Source organism: Pseudomonas sp. LTR0 (assembly GCF_036630035.1).
Taxonomy (GTDB): domain Bacteria; phylum Pseudomonadota; class Gammaproteobacteria; order Pseudomonadales; family Pseudomonadaceae; genus Aquipseudomonas; species Aquipseudomonas putida_Y.
The window spans coordinates 3,185,537-3,204,423 of the sequence record NZ_CP123734.1 but is presented as its reverse complement, the minus strand read 5'-3'; the positions used below and the strand labels follow the sequence as shown (position 1 = coordinate 3,204,423).

15 protein-coding genes are annotated in these 18,887 nt (G+C 63.4%); 9 read left to right on the top strand and 6 right to left on the bottom strand.

Annotated elements, in window-relative coordinates; all coding sequences use genetic code 11:
- Positions 1-10: 10 nt before the first annotated feature.
- A complete protein-coding gene (locus tag QCL51_RS14780; RefSeq protein WP_021783125.1) occupies positions 11-541 on the top strand; it encodes a PqiC family protein in 531 nt (176 codons plus the stop codon).
- 12 nt (positions 542-553) lie between these two features.
- On the opposite strand, the gene QCL51_RS14775 is transcribed toward QCL51_RS14780, so the two are convergent.
- Positions 554-2,308, bottom strand: a complete 1,755-nt coding sequence (locus QCL51_RS14775; RefSeq protein ID WP_103462603.1) for a phosphoethanolamine transferase CptA — start codon at positions 2,306-2,308, stop codon at positions 554-556.
- Positions 2,309-2,521: 213 nt separating this feature from the next.
- On the opposite strand from QCL51_RS14775, the gene QCL51_RS14770 reads away from it, so the two are divergent.
- Positions 2,522-2,677 (top strand): DUF2986 domain-containing protein, encoded by a 156-nt coding sequence (locus QCL51_RS14770; protein WP_021783123.1) that lies wholly within the window; start codon positions 2,522-2,524, stop codon positions 2,675-2,677.
- Between the two features lie 27 nt (positions 2,678-2,704).
- Here QCL51_RS14770 and QCL51_RS14765 read toward each other — a convergent pair whose 3' ends face one another.
- Both QCL51_RS14765 and QCL51_RS14760 read right to left on the bottom strand, forming a co-directional pair.
- A complete protein-coding gene (locus QCL51_RS14765; protein ID WP_028698074.1) occupies positions 2,705-3,079 on the bottom strand; it encodes a hypothetical protein in 375 nt (124 codons plus the stop codon).
- Between the two features lie 199 nt (positions 3,080-3,278).
- On the bottom strand, positions 3,279-3,869 hold the full coding sequence (locus tag QCL51_RS14760; RefSeq protein ID WP_338443604.1) for a biliverdin-producing heme oxygenase: 591 nt from the start codon (positions 3,867-3,869) through the stop codon (positions 3,279-3,281).
- A 162-nt stretch (positions 3,870-4,031) separates the two neighbouring features.
- Between QCL51_RS14760 and QCL51_RS14755 the strand changes: the two genes are divergently transcribed.
- Positions 4,032-4,523 carry a GNAT family N-acetyltransferase gene (locus QCL51_RS14755; RefSeq protein WP_021783120.1) on the top strand — a complete coding sequence of 164 codons (492 nt, stop codon included), beginning with the start codon at positions 4,032-4,034 and terminating at the stop codon, positions 4,521-4,523.
- 87 nt (positions 4,524-4,610) lie between these two features.
- Here the strand turns inward: QCL51_RS14755 and QCL51_RS14750 are convergent, their stop codons facing one another.
- Positions 4,611-5,984 carry an 8-oxoguanine deaminase gene (locus QCL51_RS14750; protein WP_274103072.1) on the bottom strand — a complete coding sequence of 458 codons (1,374 nt, stop codon included), beginning with the start codon at positions 5,982-5,984 and terminating at the stop codon, positions 4,611-4,613.
- Positions 5,985-6,219: 235 nt separating this feature from the next.
- Positions 6,220-7,602, bottom strand: coding sequence for an APC family permease (locus tag QCL51_RS14745; RefSeq protein WP_021783118.1), 1,383 nt, complete (start codon positions 7,600-7,602; stop codon positions 6,220-6,222).
- Positions 7,603-7,884: 282 nt separating this feature from the next.
- Here QCL51_RS14745 and QCL51_RS14740 point away from each other — a divergent pair, with 282 nt between their 5' ends.
- From QCL51_RS14740 to QCL51_RS14725, 4 genes are all read left to right on the top strand, one after another.
- Positions 7,885-8,727 carry a helix-turn-helix transcriptional regulator gene (locus QCL51_RS14740; RefSeq protein ID WP_010953510.1) on the top strand — a complete coding sequence of 281 codons (843 nt, stop codon included), beginning with the start codon at positions 7,885-7,887 and terminating at the stop codon, positions 8,725-8,727.
- Between the two features lie 42 nt (positions 8,728-8,769).
- Positions 8,770-10,152 (top strand): aspartate aminotransferase family protein, encoded by a 1,383-nt coding sequence (locus tag QCL51_RS14735; protein ID WP_338443598.1) that lies wholly within the window; start codon positions 8,770-8,772, stop codon positions 10,150-10,152.
- 197 nt (positions 10,153-10,349) lie between these two features.
- Positions 10,350-11,843 carry an aldehyde dehydrogenase gene (locus QCL51_RS14730; protein WP_338443596.1) on the top strand — a complete coding sequence of 498 codons (1,494 nt, stop codon included), beginning with the start codon at positions 10,350-10,352 and terminating at the stop codon, positions 11,841-11,843.
- 152 nt (positions 11,844-11,995) lie between these two features.
- Positions 11,996-14,890: an HD domain-containing phosphohydrolase gene (locus tag QCL51_RS14725; RefSeq protein ID WP_275967236.1), complete on the top strand. Its 2,895-nt coding sequence runs from the start codon at positions 11,996-11,998 to the stop codon at positions 14,888-14,890.
- Positions 14,891-15,010: 120 nt separating this feature from the next.
- Here QCL51_RS14725 and QCL51_RS14720 read toward each other — a convergent pair whose 3' ends face one another.
- Positions 15,011-16,723 (bottom strand): FAD-dependent oxidoreductase, encoded by a 1,713-nt coding sequence (locus QCL51_RS14720; RefSeq protein ID WP_021784815.1) that lies wholly within the window; start codon positions 16,721-16,723, stop codon positions 15,011-15,013.
- A 194-nt stretch (positions 16,724-16,917) separates the two neighbouring features.
- Here QCL51_RS14720 and QCL51_RS14715 point away from each other — a divergent pair, with 194 nt between their 5' ends.
- On the top strand, positions 16,918-17,694 hold the full coding sequence (locus tag QCL51_RS14715) for an IclR family transcriptional regulator (RefSeq protein ID WP_021784814.1): 777 nt from the start codon (positions 16,918-16,920) through the stop codon (positions 17,692-17,694).
- A gap of 138 nt (positions 17,695-17,832) precedes the next feature.
- The gene (locus QCL51_RS14710; protein WP_021784813.1) at positions 17,833-18,885 is read left to right on the top strand and encodes a Gfo/Idh/MocA family oxidoreductase; all 1,053 of its coding nucleotides are present in this window, start codon (positions 17,833-17,835) and stop codon (positions 18,883-18,885) included.
- Positions 18,886-18,887: the final 2 nt, after the last annotated feature.

The window sequence follows — 18,887 nt, the reverse complement described above, 5'->3', positions numbered from 1 at the left end:
GAGACAGCCGATGCAACGACTGCGCAATGTATGTGTGGCCAGCCTGCTGGTGTGGCTCGGGGGCTGCAGCAGTACGCCGAACAACTACCACACGCTGGTACCGAGCGAACCGGTGCGTGGCAGCGGCCAGCGCATACAGGTAGTCAGGGTGGCTGTGCCGCCCCAGGTCGACCGCCCACAGTTGGTGGTGCGGCAAGGGCAGAGCGGCCTGGCCATCCTGGAGACGGAGTGGTGGGGCGCCAACCTGGTGGATGAATTCCGCAGCGCCCTGCAGGACCAGTTGGGCGGCCCGGCGGGCGGTGGCAAGGCGTCGCTGCGGGTGGATGTGCAGCGCTTCGACACGGTACCAGGGCGCTACGCCTCGCTGGAGGCCGTGTGGCGCCTCAAGCAGCAAGGGCAGGCCGAGCTGACCTGCCGTACGTCGGTGCAGACTGCCGCGGACAACAGCATCACCAGCCTGGTGAATGCGCACCAGGCCAACCTGCGCAAGTTGGCCGAGGCGGTGCGGGGGAGTGCCCGGCAGGGAAGCTGCCCTGCATGACCCGTGGCCTCATTACTGCCGGGTGCTGGCTGTTTCCTGTACCCCGTCGGCCTTGTCCCGCGGTAGCTGATCGAACTCGCGCAAGCCATCCTTGCGGTATGGGTCGCCGATCCAGCGTGGCGCTACCAAGAACTGTGGGCTGACCAGGCTCTTGGCCGGTTCATAGAGGTCATAACTCAACCCGGCCAGGTCAGACAGGGTGTGAATCAGGTGTGAGCTGCTGTACGGGCGGTTGGCCATTGCCTGCAAGTCACGCGGGTGGTCGGCCTGCCAGCTAGGCGAGGTCCACAGCAGGAACGGAATGGTATACATCGGCCGGGTTGGTGCGCCTTCGTTGCGCCCCAGGCGGTCGTGGTCACCGGAGCTGTACACGTCTTCACCATGATCGGACAGGTACATCAGGAACCCATTGGGGTTGCCTGCCGAATAACGTTTGATCAGGGTCGACACCACATAGTCGTTGTAGCGCACCGCGTTGTCATAGAAGTTATAGGTTTCTACCTGGTCCGCCGTCAGCGTGCCTGGCACGCCCTGCCTGTCGTTGAAGTGCGCGTAGTCGTCCGGGTAGCGGTAGCGGTAGTCCATGTGCGTGCCCAGCAAGTGCACGATGATGAATTTGTTGGGCGCAGGGTCTTGCAGGGCTTTCTCGAACGGTGCCAGCACCACGTCATCGTACTGGCTGGCATTCTGGTTGCGCTGGTTGTTCAGGTACACCGGCGCGTCCGTCTGCTGCGAGAAGGTGGTAAGCATGGTGTTGCGCTTGGTCATGGTCTGCTGGTTGGTGATCCAGAAGGTCTTGTAGCCTGCCTGTTTCATCAGGTTGATCAGCGATGGGGCGCTGAGGAAGCGGTCCGGGTTCTGCTCGTCGCCGAACGTGAGGATCTGCTGCATCACTTCGATGGTGTAGGGGCGCGGCGATACTACGTCGCGGAACACGGTCAGGCCCTTGTCACTGGCGGCCAGCGCGTCGAGGTTGGGCGTGGTGTCGCGGTTATAGCCATACAGGTGCATGTGCTCGCGGGTAGTCGACTCGCCCAGCACCAGTACCAGGGTGCGTGGCGCCTTGCCACTGCTGTCACGCAGGTTTTGCAGCGGTGGCAATGCGGCATTCTGGGCCAGCAGCTTCTGCATGTTGTCCAGCTGTTGGCGATACTGGCGGTAGCCGACCAGCAACTGCCAAGGTACGGCCGGTTCCATGCGCTGCTGCACTTTTTCGAGCGCATCGGCGAAGTTGCGTTCCTGGGTGACCATCTGCTTGTAGAACGGCCACACCAGGTTGGCCACCAGCAATAGCACGACCACCGGCAGGCGGCTGCGCAGCGGCAGGCTGACCGGGCGCACGCGCCGCCAAAGCAGTACCGCAACCAGCGTGTATAGCACCAGTGCCAGGCCCAGCCCCACGCTGAAGTATTGGCTGAAGTACTCACCGGCCTCGGCGGTGTTGGACTCGAACATCACAAAGATGACGCTTTGTGAAAACTCCTGGCGATAAATGCCGAAGTAGCTCAGGCCCACCAGCGATGCAGCCCACAGCACCAGGCCGATGATTGCCGCGGTGGCGCGGGTGAAGCGCGGCAGCAACAGGACGGGTGCCAGCCACAGGCTGCTGAGGAATAGCGCATCGCGAAAACCGGCGAAGCCGGTAGTCCCACTGAACAGCAGTAGCGCCTGGGTTACGCCGGAGAAATACCAGAAGAACAGCAAGAGCCAGCCCAAGCCGGCCCAGTCCACGCGCTTGTGCGCGGCGGGGGATGTAGTGTGTGACACGTATGCCTCGTCGTACCTTGGCGGCCAGCGGTTGTGCTCGTGGCCGGAAAGGGCGTGACGCTAATCTGCGGACTGTGAAAATAACGTCAACGCGGCGAATCATGTGTCTTGCTGCGGCCGTAGCAGGCATGAACTTGGCCTTTGCCCGCGTTTTCCCCAGGCTGCCGAGGTATGATGGCGGCAGCTAAACCGTACTGACAGGCCCCGTGGACCATGAACCGTCGTAAGAAGATCAAGCAACTGTTGCAGGCGCATGCCAAGAAGGCCAGTGCCAAACTGGCGCCGCGCAAGCCCAGGTACATCTGCAAGGCTGACCGCTTGAAGATGGAGGCAGAGGCGGCGGGCGATGCTCACCAGCTGGCCGACTGACACCGCGCCTGCACGCTCGCCTGGGCTTCAACGGCGGTAGTAGCGATGCTCGTCATGATGACGCTGGCGCATGGCGCGCTCATGGCGGCGCTCCCAATCTCGGCGCCGTTCCCAGTCGCGCCGCCGCTCCCAGTCCCGCCGGGCTTGTTCACGGCGCCACTGTTCGCGGCGCCAGTCGCTTCGGTGGCCATGCCAGCGATCGTCATCATGCGCCAGCAGCGTGGCCGGCTGTTCAACGGCTGCACTGGCCACCCTGGACCAAGGGTTGCCGGCTGGTTGCAACGGTGATTGAACGGCCGGTGCAACTGCCTCGGTGGCTTTCATTTGTGTTGCCGATGCCGTGCCCACCGCCGCGAACGAGAACAGGCCGAGCAGCACCAACCTTGCGACATGTATTTTCATGAGCGTAGCCAACCTCTGATAACAATTGAGCCATCTGGCCAGCAGGTGTGGGGCGAACCTTGTCTCGCGTTCCGCTACCTTTCTGCGCCTCACACATAGACAGGGAATCAAGAAAAAGTTCGCTGCAGCAACAACTTGAAGAACTTTGCCGGGGTGGTTGGTGCTGGGCAGTACCCGCAACAGGTGCCATTGCGCTCAGTCAACTGCCTGCAAATACCTCACGCAGATGCCCCCGATAACTGTCGAATGCAGCAATTGCCCCTGCCACCACCTCTGCTTCTTCCTGTTCCTCCAGCACCAGGCTGTCCAGCCTGGCAACAAACTCGCGCCAATGCAGCGCTCGGCCATCCGGGTGGGGGGCCAGGTGGCGGGCGCCCTTGTCGCCATCCAGCCCAAGACGTTGTGTGTGCCTGAACAAAAACGCCGCCCCCAGGTTCGAACCTTCACTGCAATACAGCCATCCCAGGGCCTGGGCCGAGCTGACGCAGACCGGTTGGGTGGACGTTGGCAGTGGCAGGCCCAGGTCGAGCAGGTCGGCCTCTACCGCCGCGAAACGCGACAGCGCCGCCAGCCCAGGCAGTTGCTGGTTGAGTTGTTCATCCTGATACAACGCCAGCAGGCTGCCATGAAAGCGGTGCTGCACCTGCAGGAAGCGTCCATAGCGCACGCGGTTCTCGAAAGGCCGCGCTGCCATCACCAGTTGATCAACGCTGTCATGATCCCTGCTGCTGGCCGCTTTCAGGCGTTTGCAGCGGCTTGGTTCGGTGGTGGGGGAAGTTACAGCGGTCATCGGCGTATCCGTGGCAATAGAGCAAGGCTTCCATGATGCTTGCCGTCCTTGGCAAGCAGCAAGCATCACACGCCCGACCTGAGCGAGTTCGCAATGATGGAGCGCAAGGACGATGCTCATTTATCATGGCGGCTGCCTTTACCATTGCCAAGGATACTTGCCATGAGCGCCCTCCAGTTTCGCACCCCCGTCCCCGCAGATGCCGAGCGTTGCTACGCCATCGAAATTGGCGCCTATGAAGGGGATGAGGCAGCCACGCTGGAGAAAATCCGCACGCGTATCACGCAGTACCCACAAGGCTTCCTGGTGCTGGAAAGTGACGGCGAGATCGTTGGTTTCATCAACAGTGGTTGCGCCCACGAGGTCGTGATGTCCGACGAGGCATTCAAAGAGCTGGTCGGCCATGACCCGGCGGCAGCGAACGTGGTGATCATGTCGGTGGTTGTAGACCCGGCCCACCAGGGCAAAGGCTACGCCAAAGTGTTGATGAACGAATTCATTGGACGCATGCACGCGGCGGGCAAGCAGGCCATTCACCTGATGTGCAAGGAGCAGCATGTGGCCCTGTACCAGAAGCTGGGCTACCAGTATGTGAAACCGTCACCGTCGGAACACGGCGGCATGGCCTGGCATGAGATGGTCATGGACCTTTGAGTGGACATCTCGCTGCGTGACAGCGCAGTCCAAAAGGGCTGCGCACTACCTTCATTCAACCCGGCGATGCCGAGCTGATGCCTGGCATCAAGTGCCACTGACCAACTGATGTGCCAGCTGGTTGTGGCGCTCCAGTACGCGCGGCAGGTCGACAGTGGTCAGCTGGCCGTCTTTTACCACGATGCGGCCGTTGATCACGCTGGTATGCACCTGGGTCGGGGTGCAGAACACCAGTGCTGCCAATGGGTCGTGGTGGCCGCCGGCATACGCCACATGGCCCAGGTCGAAGGCGACGAAATCGGCGACCATGCCAGGGGCCAGGGCGCCGATATCATTGCGGTTGAGCACTTTCGCGCCACCCAGGGTGGCAATCTCCAGTGCTTCGCGTGCAGTCATCGCGTCAGGGCCGAAGCCCACCCGTTGCAGCAGCAGGGCCTGGCGCACTTCACCGATCATGCTGGCGCCGTCGTTGGAGGCCGAGCCGTCGACCCCAAGGCCCACCGGTACGCCATGGTCGCGCATCTTGCGCACCGGGGCGATGCCCGAGGCCAGTCGCATGTTCGAGCATGGGCAGTGGGCCACGCCGGTGCCGGTGCGGGCGAACAGCTCGATGCCGTGCTGGTCGAGCTGCACGCAGTGGGCATGCCATACATCGTGGCCGACCCAGCCAAGGTCTTCGGCGTACTCGGCAGGGGTCATGCCGAACTTCTCGCGGCTGTAGGCGATGTCGTTGACGTTCTCGGCCAGGTGGGTGTGCAGCGACACCCCATACTGGCGCGCCAGCACGGCAGCTTCGCGCATCAGGTCGCGGCTGACCGAGAACGGCGAGCATGGCGCGACCACGATGCGGCGCATCGAGCCGTGGCTGGCATCGTGGTAGTCCTCGATCAGGCGTTGCGACTCCTTGAGGATGTCGGCTTCCTTTTCCACCACCGAGTCAGGTGGCAGGCCGCCTTGGCTCTGGCCCACGCTCATGCTGCCGCGCGCGGCGTGGAAGCGCATGCCGATCTCGGCAGCCGCGTGGATGCTGTCGTCGAGCTTGCAACCGTTGGGGTAGATATACAGGTGGTCGCTGGAGGTGGTGCAGCCGGAGAGAATCAGCTCGGCCATGGCGGTCTGGGTCGACACCGCAATCATCTCGGGGGTCAGGCGCGCCCAGATCGGGTATAGGTTGGTCAACCAGTTGAACAGCTCGCCGTCCTGAGCTGCCGGTACCACGCGGGTGAGGCTCTGGTACATGTGGTGGTGGGTGTTGACCAGCCCTGGGATGACCACTTTGCCGGCCATGTCCAGAACCACGTCGGCGTGCTGCGGGAGGGTATCGCTGGGGCCGACTTGCCTGATCAGGTTGTCTTCGATGAACAGGCCGCCGTTCTTGATCTCGCGGCGCTCGCCGTCCATGGTGACCAGCAGCGCGGCGTTTTTGACGAGTAGCGTTTTTACAGGGTTTGTAGATGACATGGTGCAAGCCTGCGCAATACGCATCGGCGATTACCGATGTCATAGGCGCTAGGTATTGTAAGCAAGCTTTTTGCTGATTGTATACAGCCCGGAGCACCAGTGCCGGCCTCTCAGCAGGTAAGACCGCGAAGCGGCCGGCGCAGGTTAAACCCATGAATGCGCGCACCGCCTCGGCGCCCGGCCTTGCGTTCCAGCACCGGTTCCCGCGAGGCAAAGGCGCGCAAGTCTTCAGGTGTCACTCGGCCATCTGCAGCTCTGGCAGCTTCACGCGCAACGCCCGGGTCAGCCCCAGTAGCACCAACAGGCCCATGCCCATCCAGCACAGACCGATGGTGAACGACAGGCTGGTCAGGCTGCTCCATAGCCACAGCGTGCTGATAAAGCCCAGCCCGGGAATTACGCCGTACAGCAGGCCGTTGCGGCAACCGCGCAGTTTCTGGTCGACTAGGTAGTGCTTGACCACCGCCAGGTTCACCGCCGAGAAGGCGAACAGTGCACCAAAGCTGATCATGTTGGCCACGGTATCCAGGGTGATCACCAGGGCGATCAGCGACAGCAGGCTGACCACCAGGATGGCAGTGGCCGGCACGCGCTTTTTCGTCACAAGCTGGCCGAATGCCCGCGGCAATGCGCCGTCGCGGCCCATGGCGAACAGTACGCGCGACACGCTGGCTTGGGACACCATGGCCGAGGCAAAGCAGCCGGCCACGTAGGTCGCGGTGAAGGCGGTTACCAGCAGCTCGCCGCCCACCCGGCGCATCACGTCCACCGAGGCCGAATCCGGGTCGGCGAAGCTGCCCCAGTCGGGGAACACCATCTGTGCGCAGTAAGACACCACCAGAAACAGCAGCCCGCCGATCAACGACACCGCAAGAATCGCCACGGGAATGCGGTAGGTCGGGTTGCTGGTTTCCTCAGCCATGGTCGACACCGCATCGAAACCGAGGAACGACAGGCACAGTACGGCGGCGCCGGTCATGATCAACGGCACGCTGAAGCCTTCGTGGTGGAAGGGGGCCAGCAGCGACACCGGCTCCGCCTGTCCGCTGAGCTTGAGAATGGACAAGGCGACGAAGACGATGATGAACACCAGTTGCACCACTACCAGTATCCAGTTGACCCGGGTGATCGACTCGATGCCGATCAGGTTGAGGAAGGTGACCAGGGCAATGGAGCCCGCCACCCACACCCAGGCATGGATGGTCGGGAAGTATTCCGACATGTAGATGCCGATCAGCAGGTAGCTGAGCAGCGGCAGGAAGATGTAGTCGAGCAGCAGTGTCCAACCGGTGATGAAGCCGATATGGCTGCCGAAGGCCTTGCGCGTGTAGGTGTAGACCGAGCCGGAGTAGGGATGGGCCTGGACCATGCGGCCGTAACTGTAAGCGGTCAGCAGCATGGCGGCGAGCGTGAGCAGGTAGGCGGTGGGCAGGTGCCCTTTGGTCATCTGGGTGACCAGCCCGTAGGTGGTGAATACGGCCAGGGGCACCATGTAGGCCAAGCCAAATAGCACCAGGGCGGTCATGCTCATGGACTTGCGGAAGCGGCCTGTGCTGGTGCCGGGTTGCGAGGGTGCATGCGGGGCGGGGCTATGGGCTGTACTTGTTGTTGTATGCATTGCTAACTCCTGAAAAGGGATGCAGGACACCGCGGCAGGCGAGCGGGCTCGCAACCGTTGGGTGTTGTGCAAGGAGGTCGAGCGGAAAGCTCGCAGCGCTGGGGCAGGTCGATGCTCCCACACCCTGCAGGTACCCGGAATCACCCTTTGGGGTGAGCGGCCACTGCCCTTGCCCGGCTCACCCCAAAGGGTGATTCCGGTGCCAGCAGCGCCGTGGGAGTATCTGCTCAACGACGCACCGCACTGGCGGCGGTGCCACTGAAAAGAAACGGCAGGCCCACAGTGACTAATCAACTGCTTTCAGAACAATGGTTCGAGCACCAGGCCAAGGTCACCGAGGCGATCGGCCGGCCGGGCTTTGCCGCCAGCCTGTTTGCGGCACTGGGTGTGATCCGGCCGATCCAGGCGACCACGGTGTACCTGTACCCGCACGACGGCATGCCCTGTGCGCTGTTCGAGCAGGATGACAAGGCGCCTTGGCAGCCCGAGGGCAATGTCAGCCGCTACCTGTCGGGCTTCTACCTGCTCGACCCGTTCTACGGTGCTTGCGTGGAACAGGTCGAATCCGGCTGCTACGGCCTGTTCGAAGTGGCACCCGATCACTTCGAGGTCAGCGAGTACTACCAATCGTTCTATCGCCACTCGCACCTGGAGGATGAACTCAACTACATCCTGCAGGTGGCGCCCGGGCAAAGCCTGGCGGTGTCGCTGGCCTTCACCGACAAGCTGGATGGGCAAAGCCGCACGCGGTTCGGGCTCATCACGCCTTGGGTGCTGGCGGTACTCGGCAAGCATTTTGCCGGGCTGGACAGCCGCGCAGGCCGCTTCGAGAACATCCTCGAGCAACGTATCCATGCCGCCCTGAACAACTTCGGCAGCTCGCTGTTGACCGAGCGTGAATGCCGTATCGCCCAGCTGATCCTGCGTGGCCACTCGACCAAGTCGCTGGCCGAGCGGCTGGGCGTGTCGGAGGACACCATCAAGTCGCACCGCAAGAACGTCTACGCCAAGCTCGACATCGGCACCCAGTCCGAACTGTTCTCCCTGTTCATCGATGCACTGGCCAATGCCCAGGGCGTGCTGGGCAAGGACCCGCTGGAAAGCTACATGGGCAAGCTGCGCTGAACGCCAGCCGCCCTGCAACCCCACCGCAAAGGAAAACCAACAATGAACGCGCCTTTCGCCCCGCAACGCCAGACCCGTGACTACCAGGCAGCCGATGCAGCCCACCACATTCATGCCTTCCTCGACCAGAAGGCGCTGAACGCCGAAGGGCCGCGGGTGATCGTCGGTGGCGAACGCCTGCACCTGTGGGACAGTGAGGGCAAGCGCTACCTGGATGGCATGTCCGGCCTGTGGTGCACCCAGCTCGGTTATGGCCGCCGTGACCTGACGGCCGCTGCGGCCACGCAGATGGATCAGTTGGCCTACTACAACATGTTCTTCCACACCACCCACCCGGCGGTGATCGAACTGTCCGAGTTGCTGTTCAGCCTGCTGCCGGGGCACTACAGCCACGCGATCTACACCAACTCTGGCTCCGAGGCCAACGAGGTACTGATCCGCACCGTACGCCGCTACTGGCAGGTGGTTGGCCAGCCAGGCAAGAAAATCATGATCGGCCGCTGGAACGGCTACCACGGCTCGACCCTGGCGGCCACGGCGCTGGGCGGCATGAAGTTCATGCACGACATGGGCGGGCTGATTCCGGATGTGGCACACATCGACGAACCCTACTGGTACGCCGAGGGCGGTGAACTGACCCCGGCCGAGTTCGGCCGCCGCTGCGCCCTGCAACTGGAGGAAAAGATCCTCGAGCTGGGTGCCGAAAACGTTGCCGGCTTCATTGCCGAACCCTTCCAGGGGGCGGGCGGCATGATCTTCCCGCCTGAAAGCTACTGGCCGGAAATCCAGCGTATCTGCCGCCAGTACGACGTGCTGCTGTGCGCCGATGAGGTGATCGGTGGCTTTGGTCGCACCGGCGAATGGTTCGCCCATGAATACTTCGGCTTCGAGCCCGACACCCTGTCGATTGCCAAGGGCCTGACCAGCGGCTATGTGCCCATGGGGGGCCTGGTGCTGAGCAAACGCATAGCCGAGGCATTGGTAGAGCGCGGCGGGGTCTTTGCCCACGGCCTGACCTATTCCGGCCACCCGGTGGCGGCGGCAGTGGCCATCGCCAACCTGAAGGCGTTGCGTGACGAAGGCATCGTGCGCCAGGTGAAGGACGACACGGGGCCGTACCTGCAGCGCATTCTGCGGGAAGTGTTTGTCGATCACCCATTGATCGGCCAGGTGCAAGGGGCCGGGCTGGTGGCGGCGCTGCAGTTCGCCGAGCACAAGCCGACGCGCAAGCGCTTTGCCAACGAGAACGACTTGGCCTGGCAGTGCCGCACCTTTGGTTTCGAGGAAGGGGTGATCATACGCTCGACCTTGGGCCGAATGATCATGGCCCCGGCCTTGATCGCCAACCACAGCGAGCTGGATGAGCTGGTAGAGAAAACCCGCATTGCCGTGGACCGCACCGCTCGCTTGGTCGGCAAGCTCTAAGCCGTTGCCAAGGGCAACCGGTTTCCCCTGTGGGAGCGGGCATGCCTGCGAACACCGGCGAAGCCGGTGCCATCCTCCGTGTCGCCTGATTCGCGGGCACGTCCGCTCCCACAGAGGAGGCGCGGCGCGCTTGCGGACTGTGCGGTACCTGTTACTTCCGCAAAAAATGATCGCCACCGCGGTCGCCTGGAGTACAAATGTTCACCCTCGAATTCTGGCAACAACGCGCCTCGGACCTGTACCTGCCATCCAAAGCGCTGATCAATGGCAAACCCGTCAATGCACAGGATGGCGCCACCTTCGCAGCCATCAACCCCGCCACCAACAACCTGATGGCACAGGTAGCCGCCTGCGGCCAGGCCGAGGTCGACCTGGCCGTCGCCAGCGCGCGTCGGGCCTTCGAACATGGCCCCTGGCCGCGCATGGCGCCGGGCCAGCGCAAGAAAGTGCTGCTGCGCCTGGCCGAGCTGATCATGGCCCATCGTGAAGAACTGGCCTTGCTGGACTCGCTGAACATGGGCAAGCCGGTGATGGACGCCTACAACATCGACGTGCCGGGTTCTGCCCATGTGTTCGCCTGGTACGGCGAGGCGCTGGACAAGCTGTATGACCAGGTGGCGCCCACTGCTGCCAATGCGCTGGCCACCATCACCCGCGAAGCCCTCGGCGTGGTCGCTGCCGTGGTGCCATGGAACTTCCCGCTCGACATGGCCGCCTGGAAGCTGGCCCCGGCGCTGGCTGCCGGTAACAGCGTGGTACTCAAGCCCGCCGAGCAATCACCGTTCTCGGCCCTGCGCCTGGCCCAACTGGCGCTGGAAGCGGGGTTGCCGGAAGGCGTACTGAACGTGGTGCCAGGCCTTGGCGAGCAGGCCGGGCAGGCGCTGGGCCTGCACCCGGATGTGGACTGCCTGGTGTTCACAGGCTCCACCCAGGTGGGCAAGTACTTCATGCAGTACTCGGCGCAGTCCAACCTCAAGCAGGTTTGGCTGGAGTGCGGCGGCAAGAGCCCGAACCTGGTGTTCGACAACTGCCAGGACCTGGACCTGGCTGCGGAAAAAGCCGCTTTTGGCATTTTCTTCAACCAGGGCGAAGTGTGTTCGGCCAACTCGCGGCTGTACGTGCAGCGTGCCATTCACGATGAGTTCATCGCGCGCCTGCAGGTCAAGGCTCGCCAGTGGCTGCCCGGTAACCCGCTGGATCCGGCGAGCCGCGCCGGGGCCATTGTCGATGCCGAACAGACCGGCCGCATTGAGGCCGCCATCGTGCGTGCCGGGCAAGAGGGCGCGCAATTGGTGTGTGGCGGCCGACGCCTGAACATCGAAGGTTCGGACAACTACATCGAACCGACCATTTTTGCCGGTGTCGAGGGCCGCATGAGCCTGGCGCGGGAGGAGGTATTCGGCCCAGTGCTGGCGGTCAGCGCCTTCGACACGGAAGAAGAAGCGGTGCGCCTTGCCAACGACAGCATCTATGGCCTGGCAGCTTCGGTTTGGAGCGACGACTTCAACCAGGTGCACCGGGTAGCGCGGGCGTTGAAAGCCGGTACCGTATCGGTGAACACGGTCGATGCGCTGGATGTGACGGTGCCGTTCGGTGGGGGCAAGCAGTCGGGGTTTGGCCGCGATCTGTCACTGCATTCGTTCGACAAGTATTCGCAGCTCAAGACCACCTGGTACCAGTTGCGCGGCTGATGCCCTGATCATGGCCCACGTCGCCTATGTCGCGGTACAAAGCCTTGCACGCTCGTCTGTAAACGTGTTGCCGGCCCGGCAGAAAGCTCACGCGCACTCTACACTGCTGCAGAAATCAGCCAAGGCAATGTGCCGCACATGGAGTACCTGGGATGGGCTGCGTGTCGACGGGGCGTGTTGTTGGCAATACAGGACGTGGTATTTCACTGCAGTGGCTGGTGGCGCTGGCCATCGTGCTGGGCATGCTGCTGCTCGGCGCTGCCCTGGCCTGGCAGGGCTATCGCGGTATTCGCCAGACCCTCGTGGCTGCTGCTGGCGATGCCGCCCAGCAGGTTGCCAAGACCATCGATGAGCGCGCCAGGCGCCTGATCGAGCCGGCGCAAAGCAGCATCCGCCTGCTTGCCCACAACACGACGCTTCACACCCAGGCACAGCGTCTGGATCGGCTGCCACAGCTGGTGGAAATGCTGGACGCCAACCGCATGCTCAGCGCCGCCTATCTGGGTTACCCCAGCGGCGAGTTCCTGTTGGTGCGTCGCCTGCGTGACCCGCAACTGATGCAGCGTTTCGCGGCCCCACCGGGCACGGCATTTCTGGTGCAGAGCGTCAGCCATGGCGAGGGCGCCAAGGTGCAGGGCGAGTGGCGCTTTTATGATCGGGCGCTGAAGCTGTTGCAGGCCCAGGCCAAACCTGACTATCGCTACGATCCACGCCTGCGCCCCTGGTTCACTGAAGCCACGGTACAGCCCGCTACAGTGCTGACCCGCCCTTATGTGTTCTTCACCACCCGTGAGGTCGGCTTGACCATGGCCCAACGTAGCGTCGACGGTGGGGCCGTGATCGGCCTGGACGTTTCGGTCAACGACTTGGCCAGTGAGATTCAGGACCTGCGCATGACCCCGGGTACCGAGATCGTTGTGGTCGATGACCGGGGCGATGTTGTGGCTTATCCGGACCCGCAGCGGGCAATCGTGCATGAAGGGCAAGGCGTGCGCCTGTCGCGTATCGCCGAGCTGGGCGCTCCCAGCCTGGCGCGGCTATACGCTGACATGCCGACGGGCAACCAGCCCCAGCCTTATCAGGTGGACGGCCAGACCTGGTATGGCATTCGCGTGCAGCTGACCACTCTGGCCGGGCACGACTTGCAAGTGCTGATTGCCGTACCTGGCCACGAGCTGCTGGTAGGGGCACGCAAAGTCTTGTTCGAGCAGTTGCTCTGGACCGTGGCGCTGATGGCTGTGTTGCTGGTGCTCGGCGGTGTGCTTGGCCGGTGTATTGGCCGCCCGCTGCGGCTGTTGCGCGAGCAGGTTCAAGGCTTGGCAAGCTTTGATTTCAGCCGTGAGGTGGGCGTGCACTCGCGTGTTTCCGAGGTGCGTGAACTGAGCCGCGTGTTGAGCCGAATGGCCGGTACTATTCGCCACTATCAGGCGATTACCCTTACGCTCAGCCGTGAGCGAAACCTGGAGCGCATGCTCGATGGCGTGCTGAGCCATCTGGTGGAAGCTGCCGCGGGCGACGCCGGCGTGGTGTACCTGTACGACGCCGAACAGGCTTTGCTGCGCCTGGCCGCCTCGTGCCGCGGTGAGCAATACCCAAGCGAACTGGCAGTGGATGAAGGCGCACGGCAGCACTTGGCTACAGCAGTGACCCGGGCCCTCGGCCTGCATGAGCGCAGTCAGGCCGTCGTGCTGAATGACCGTAGCCAGGCACTGTTGGGCATCCTGGTCCTGCAAATGGACGAAGAGCAGGCGCCTGAGCGGGTAGGCGAGGCATTCCGGCGCTTTGTCGAGGAGTTGTCCGGTGTGGCTGCAGTGGCTATCGAGACCCGGCAGTTGGTCGAAGCCCAGCAATGCCTGCTGGACGCCATGATCAAGCTGTTGGCAGACGCCATCGACGCCAAGAGCCCCTATACCGGTGGCCACTGCGAGCGGGTGCCTCAGCTGGCGCAGATGCTGCTGGACCAGGCAGTGGCAGCCGACAACGGCCCGTTCGCCAGCTTCAGCATGACCGAGGCAGAGCGATACGAGTTCCGTGTGGCAGCCTGGCTGCACGATTGTGGCAAGGTCACCAGCCCCGAGTACGTGGTGGACAAGGCGACCAAGCTGGAGACCCTGTACAACCGCATTCACGAAGTACGCATGCGTTTCGAAGTGCTGTGGCGCGATGCGGAGCTGGCCTACTGGCAAGGCCTGGCCAGTGGCGCCGACCAGCAGGTGCTGAAAGCCGCACTGAGCCGAAGCCAGGCCGAGCTGCAGGACGACTTCGCTTTCGTCGCCCAGGCCAACATCGGCGGCGAGTTCATGCAGGACACCGATATCCAGCGCTTGCAGGTGATCGGCAAGCGTCGCTGGTTGCGCCATTTCGATAACCGCCTGGGCATCTCCCGTGACGAGGCGGAACGCCTTGTCGGCGTGCCGCAGCCTGCACTACCGACAGAGGAGCCATTGCTGGCCGACCGCCCCGAACACTGCGTGCCCTGGGGCACCCGCACGCCGCCGGTGGTGAAGGGCGACCCGCGTAATATCTGGGGGTTCGACATGCACCTGCCAGGCCACGCCAGCAACTACGGCGAGTTGTACAACCTGTCGATCCGCCGTGGCACGCTGACTGATGAAGAACGCTTCAAGATCAACGAACACATCGTGCAGACCATCATCATGCTCAGCGCGCTGCCGCTCCCGCGCCAGCTCAAGCGGGTACCCGACATCGCCGGCAACCACCACGAAAAGATGAACGGCAGCGGCTATCCGCGCCGCTTGGGCGGGCAGGACCTGGGCGTCGCCGAGCGGGTGATGGCGATTGCCGACATCTTCGAAGCCCTGACGGCAGCAGACCGGCCTTACAAACCCCCGAAGACCCTGTCCGAATCGGTGAAGATCCTGGTGGCCATGGCCCGCGAGGGGCACGTCGATGGCCAATTGCTACAGCTGTTCCTAAGCAGCGGGGTATACCGTCAATATGCCGAGCGCTTCCTGCGCACCGAGCAGATCGACGAGGTGGATGTGGCCTACTGGCTTGAGCAGATTCAGGAGCACAGCGCAGCGTGACCTGTGAGCGGAGGGACGACAACGCTGAAAGATCAGACCGCATGGCGCTCGATTCAAGCGCCACGGCCTTTCCCTGCGTCCTCCTGACGCGTGCCGACCACCCGGATATTGTGAGTCAGCTCACTCATACCCCTGCACCCCGGCAATGTGCCGCCCGGCGACGTAGCCAAAAGTCAGCGCCGGCCCCAGGTTGATACCGCCCGACGGGTACCAGCCACCAAACACGCTGGCCATGTCGGTACCTGCTGCGTACAGACCTGCGATCGGTTGCCCGGCCTCATCCAGCACACGGGCATTGCCGTCGGTGCGCAACCCGGCAAAGGTGCCAAAGCAGCCGGGCTTTACTTTCACCGCATAAAACGGCCCGTGTTCGATGGGCGCTACGCACGGGTTAGGGCCCTTGTGCCGTGGGTCGCCCTGCTTGCGGTTGAACGGCGTGGAACCGCGGCCAAACGCCGGGTCCTGGCCGCTGCGGGCATGGGTATTGAAGTCAGTGACCGTGGCGCGCAGCCCGGACGGGTCAATGCCGCAGGCCTGGGCGAGCTGCTCGAGCGTGGCACCGCGTTTCAGGTAGCCGTTGCGCACATGCGGGCCTACCGGCAGCGGTGCCGGGCGGGCATGCCCCAGGCCATAGCGGCGCAAGAAGCGATGATCGCAAACCAGCCACGAGCACACCTCCTGACCTTGCGGCACTGCAGCGACCATGGCCGACACATAGTCGTAATAGCCATGCGCTTCGTTGACGAAACGCTTGCCGTTGGCCAGCACGCCGATAACGCCCGGTTTGCCGCGCTCGATAATGTGCGGGAAGTGGCCGACGCTGCCGTCGCGATACGGCACCTGTGAAACCGGTGCCCAGGCCACCGGCGACTTCAGGTCGGTGGCAACCACACCGCCGGCGGATTCGCCCAGGCGCAGGCCATCACCAGAACACCCCTTGGGCGGCAGCGCCAGGTTATCGTGGCCGCTGGCGTCGCGCGGGAACAGTTGCTGGCGCCGGGCGTTGTCATTGGGGAAACCACCTGCCGCCAGCACCACGGCCTTGGCGCGGATCAGCTGCTCGCCCTGTGGCGTAGCGACCCACGCCCCGCGTACCTGGCCATCCTCGATCAGCAGGCGTTTGACCGGCGCCGACGCTTGCAGGTGCACACCCAGGTCCTGTGCGGATTTAGCCAGACGCGCCACCAGCGCCACACCGTTGACCAGGTGCATGGCCCGACCATGGCGGGCCAGGTGGTACAGGTGGCGGCCAAAGCGCTTGCACACGTGCAGCAGGGCTTTGGGCGAGCGGGTCATGTTAAGGAAGGCGGCAAGGTCGGTACCGGCCATGATCGGCATGCCCATGAACGAGGTTTCGCGCATGGTCTTGCGCAAGCGTGGCAGCAGGGCGCCAACCTCGCGGGCATCGTAGGGCGCGGCGATCACCTGGTGGCCGCCAAGAGCTGCCCCCGGCGTATCGCCATGCATGTCCGGGATGCCGTTGCCGTCGGCAAACTGCAACGCCGTGTACTTCTCGAAAAACGCCACCATGTGCGGGCACGCCTCAAGGAAGGCATCGACGCGCTCGGCATTGTAGTTTGCCCCCAGCTCATGGCGCAGATAAGTCCGCGGTTGCTCGATGTCTTCCTCGATGCCGGCCCTGCGCGCCAGCGGGTTGCGTGGCACCCAGGCCCAGCCGCCGGACCAGGCGGTGGCACCGCCAAACACCCGTTCTTTCTCCGCCACGATCACCTTCTGCCCATGCCAGGCAGCCGTGACGGCCGCCGCCAGCCCGGCGGCGCCAGAACCTATGACCAGTACATCGCATGCGGTTTCGAGAGGAGCGGAAGACATTGCGGGTTTCCTGTGTTTTTATTGGAACAATGTTCCACATTTTTATCGGCGGCGGGTGGTCCTGCAAGGTCAGGTCGGGCATGTCAGGCAAGAACTGGGCGATCATCGGACATTCGAGGTGGCCCGAGCTGCGCTGGCTGGCGACGATGTGGAATCATCTTCTAGAATCCGCAAAAAAATCAGGGACCTGTGACATGGCTGGTAGTCAGATCGAACGCGCCTTCAGTCTTGTAGAAAGCCTTACCGGTGAACCCCAAGGGCTGCCGTTACAAACCCTGGCCGAGCGCCTGGACATTCCCAAAAGCGCTGCCCACCGCATGCTCACTGAGCTGGTGCGGCTGGGCTACGTGCGCCAGAACCGGGAAAGCAGCCGCTATCAGCTGTCGGCCAAGCTGGTAGCGCTGGGCTTTCGTTACCTCGCCAGCAGCGGTGCCGACATCATCCAGCCGATTCTTGACCGCCTGGCCCAGGACAGCGGCGAACTCGTGCGCCTTGGGGTGATCGACGGTGCCCGGCAAACCTGGATCGCCAAGTCCCAGGGGGCCCGCTCCGGGCTGCGCTACGACCCGGATATGGGGCGCGACGCGCCGCTGTTCTATACCGCCTCCGGGCATGCCTGGCTGGCCAGCCTGGACGATGAGCAGGCGCTGCAGATGGTGTTGCGCCAAGGTATTGCCGACCCCGACCAGTTCGGCCCGAACGCGCCACGCTCCACCGATGAATTGCTCGCCTACCTGCACCGCGCCCGCGAGCGTGGCTATGCCTGGGTCGAGGAGACCTCCGCCATCGGCACCTCAGCCCTGGCCGCAGTGATACGCCGCCCGCAAAGTGACGAGGTGATCGGCGTGCTGAGCATCGCCGGGCCCAGCGCGCGGCTGGCACAGAGCCGCCTTACAGCGCTGGCACCGCTATTGCTGGCGGCGGCAGAAGAGCTGTCGGCGGCCAGCCCAGCCAGCGAGCTGTTTGCCTGAGGGGATATTCCGGTCGATTACCGCACAGTCTGTTGCGCCCGTTCTTCTGAAAAGCTGAACTTGGTTCTAAATTGTCGAGTGTGAATTTTGGAACCTGGTTTCAGAATTTCATAACAACAATGACAAGAGGACAGGCTGTTGAACGCACCCCTTCGTATTGCCTTGATTGGCGCCGGCATCATGGGCCGGCAGCACTACCAGCACTTGCGCAATGTGCCGCAAGCCCAACTGTGTGCGGTAGCCGACCCCGGCCCGCAGGCCGAGGCCTTCGCCGCCGACTGCGGCGTGCCTTGCTTTGCCGACCACCGGCAAATGTTGGAGCGAGTTCGCCCCGAGGCAGTGATTGTCGCCAACCCCAACAACCTGCATGTCGCCACCGCCCTGGATTGTGTCGAGGCTGGGGTGCCGGTGCTGGTGGAAAAACCGGTGGGGGTGCACCTGGATGAAGTGCGTGCACTGGTGGAAGCTTCAAACCGCCAGGGTGTGCCGGTGCTTGTCGGTCACCATCGCCGACACAATCCGCTGATCGCCAGGGCGCACCAGGTGATCAGCGAAGGCAAACTGGGCCGTCTGATCAACGTCACCGCGCTATGGCAGCTGCAAAAGCCCGACAGCTATTTCGAAACGCCCTGGCGTCGCGAGCCAGGGGCCGGCTTCTTGCTGACCAACCTGATCCACGACCTTGACCTGTTGCGTTACCTGTGCGGCGAGGTGGTGCAGGTGCAAGCCTTCACCCGCAACGATGTACGCGGTTTTGCCAACGAAGACAGCGCCGCAGTGCTGTTGCAGTTTGCCAACGGTGCCCTGGGCAGCCTGACCGGGTCTGACGCGGTGGCTGCTCCGTGGAGCTGGGAGCTGGACAGTGGCGAAAGCCCTGTGTACCCGCGCCAGGATGGCCAGCCGTGCTATCTGCTGGCCGGTACCCAAGGAGCACTGAGCATTCCCCAGCTCAAGCGCTGGCATTACGCCGAGGCAGGCTCGGGCTGGCATACGCCCCTGTTGCAAAGCTCGGAAAGCATCCCCGCCGGCGAGGCATTGACCCTGCAATTGCAGCATTTTGTGCGGGTTGCCCGGGGTGAACAGGTGCCGCTGATCGACGCTGCTGACGGGGGGCGCACACTGGCGCTGATCGAAGCGATAAGGCAGGCAGCCCAAAGCGGTCGGGCTTGCGCGCCCGAGCACATTGGCTGATA

Bases quoted from the DNA above. Each gene is read 5' to 3' on its own strand.
- QCL51_RS14780 (WP_021783125.1), top strand. From the start codon at position 11: ATGCAACGACTGCGCAATGTATGTGTGGCCAGCCTGCTGGTGTGGCTC.
- QCL51_RS14770 (WP_021783123.1), top strand. From the start codon at position 2,522: ATGAACCGTCGTAAGAAGATCAAGCAACTGTTGCAGGCGCATGCCAAG.
- QCL51_RS14765 (WP_028698074.1), bottom strand. From the start codon at position 3,079: ATGAAAATACATGTCGCAAGGTTGGTGCTGCTCGGCCTGTTCTCGTTC.
- QCL51_RS14760 (WP_338443604.1), bottom strand. From the start codon at position 3,869: ATGACCGCTGTAACTTCCCCCACCACCGAACCAAGCCGCTGCAAACGC.
- QCL51_RS14755 (WP_021783120.1), top strand. From the start codon at position 4,032: ATGAGCGCCCTCCAGTTTCGCACCCCCGTCCCCGCAGATGCCGAGCGT.
- QCL51_RS14750 (WP_274103072.1), bottom strand. From the start codon at position 5,984: ATGTCATCTACAAACCCTGTAAAAACGCTACTCGTCAAAAACGCCGCG.
- QCL51_RS14745 (WP_021783118.1), bottom strand. From the start codon at position 7,602: ATGCATACAACAACAAGTACAGCCCATAGCCCCGCCCCGCATGCACCC.
- QCL51_RS14735 (WP_338443598.1), top strand. From the start codon at position 8,770: ATGAACGCGCCTTTCGCCCCGCAACGCCAGACCCGTGACTACCAGGCA.
- QCL51_RS14730 (WP_338443596.1), top strand. From the start codon at position 10,350: ATGTTCACCCTCGAATTCTGGCAACAACGCGCCTCGGACCTGTACCTG.
- QCL51_RS14725 (WP_275967236.1), top strand. From the start codon at position 11,996: ATGGGCTGCGTGTCGACGGGGCGTGTTGTTGGCAATACAGGACGTGGT.
- QCL51_RS14720 (WP_021784815.1), bottom strand. From the start codon at position 16,723: ATGTCTTCCGCTCCTCTCGAAACCGCATGCGATGTACTGGTCATAGGT.
- QCL51_RS14715 (WP_021784814.1), top strand. From the start codon at position 16,918: ATGGCTGGTAGTCAGATCGAACGCGCCTTCAGTCTTGTAGAAAGCCTT.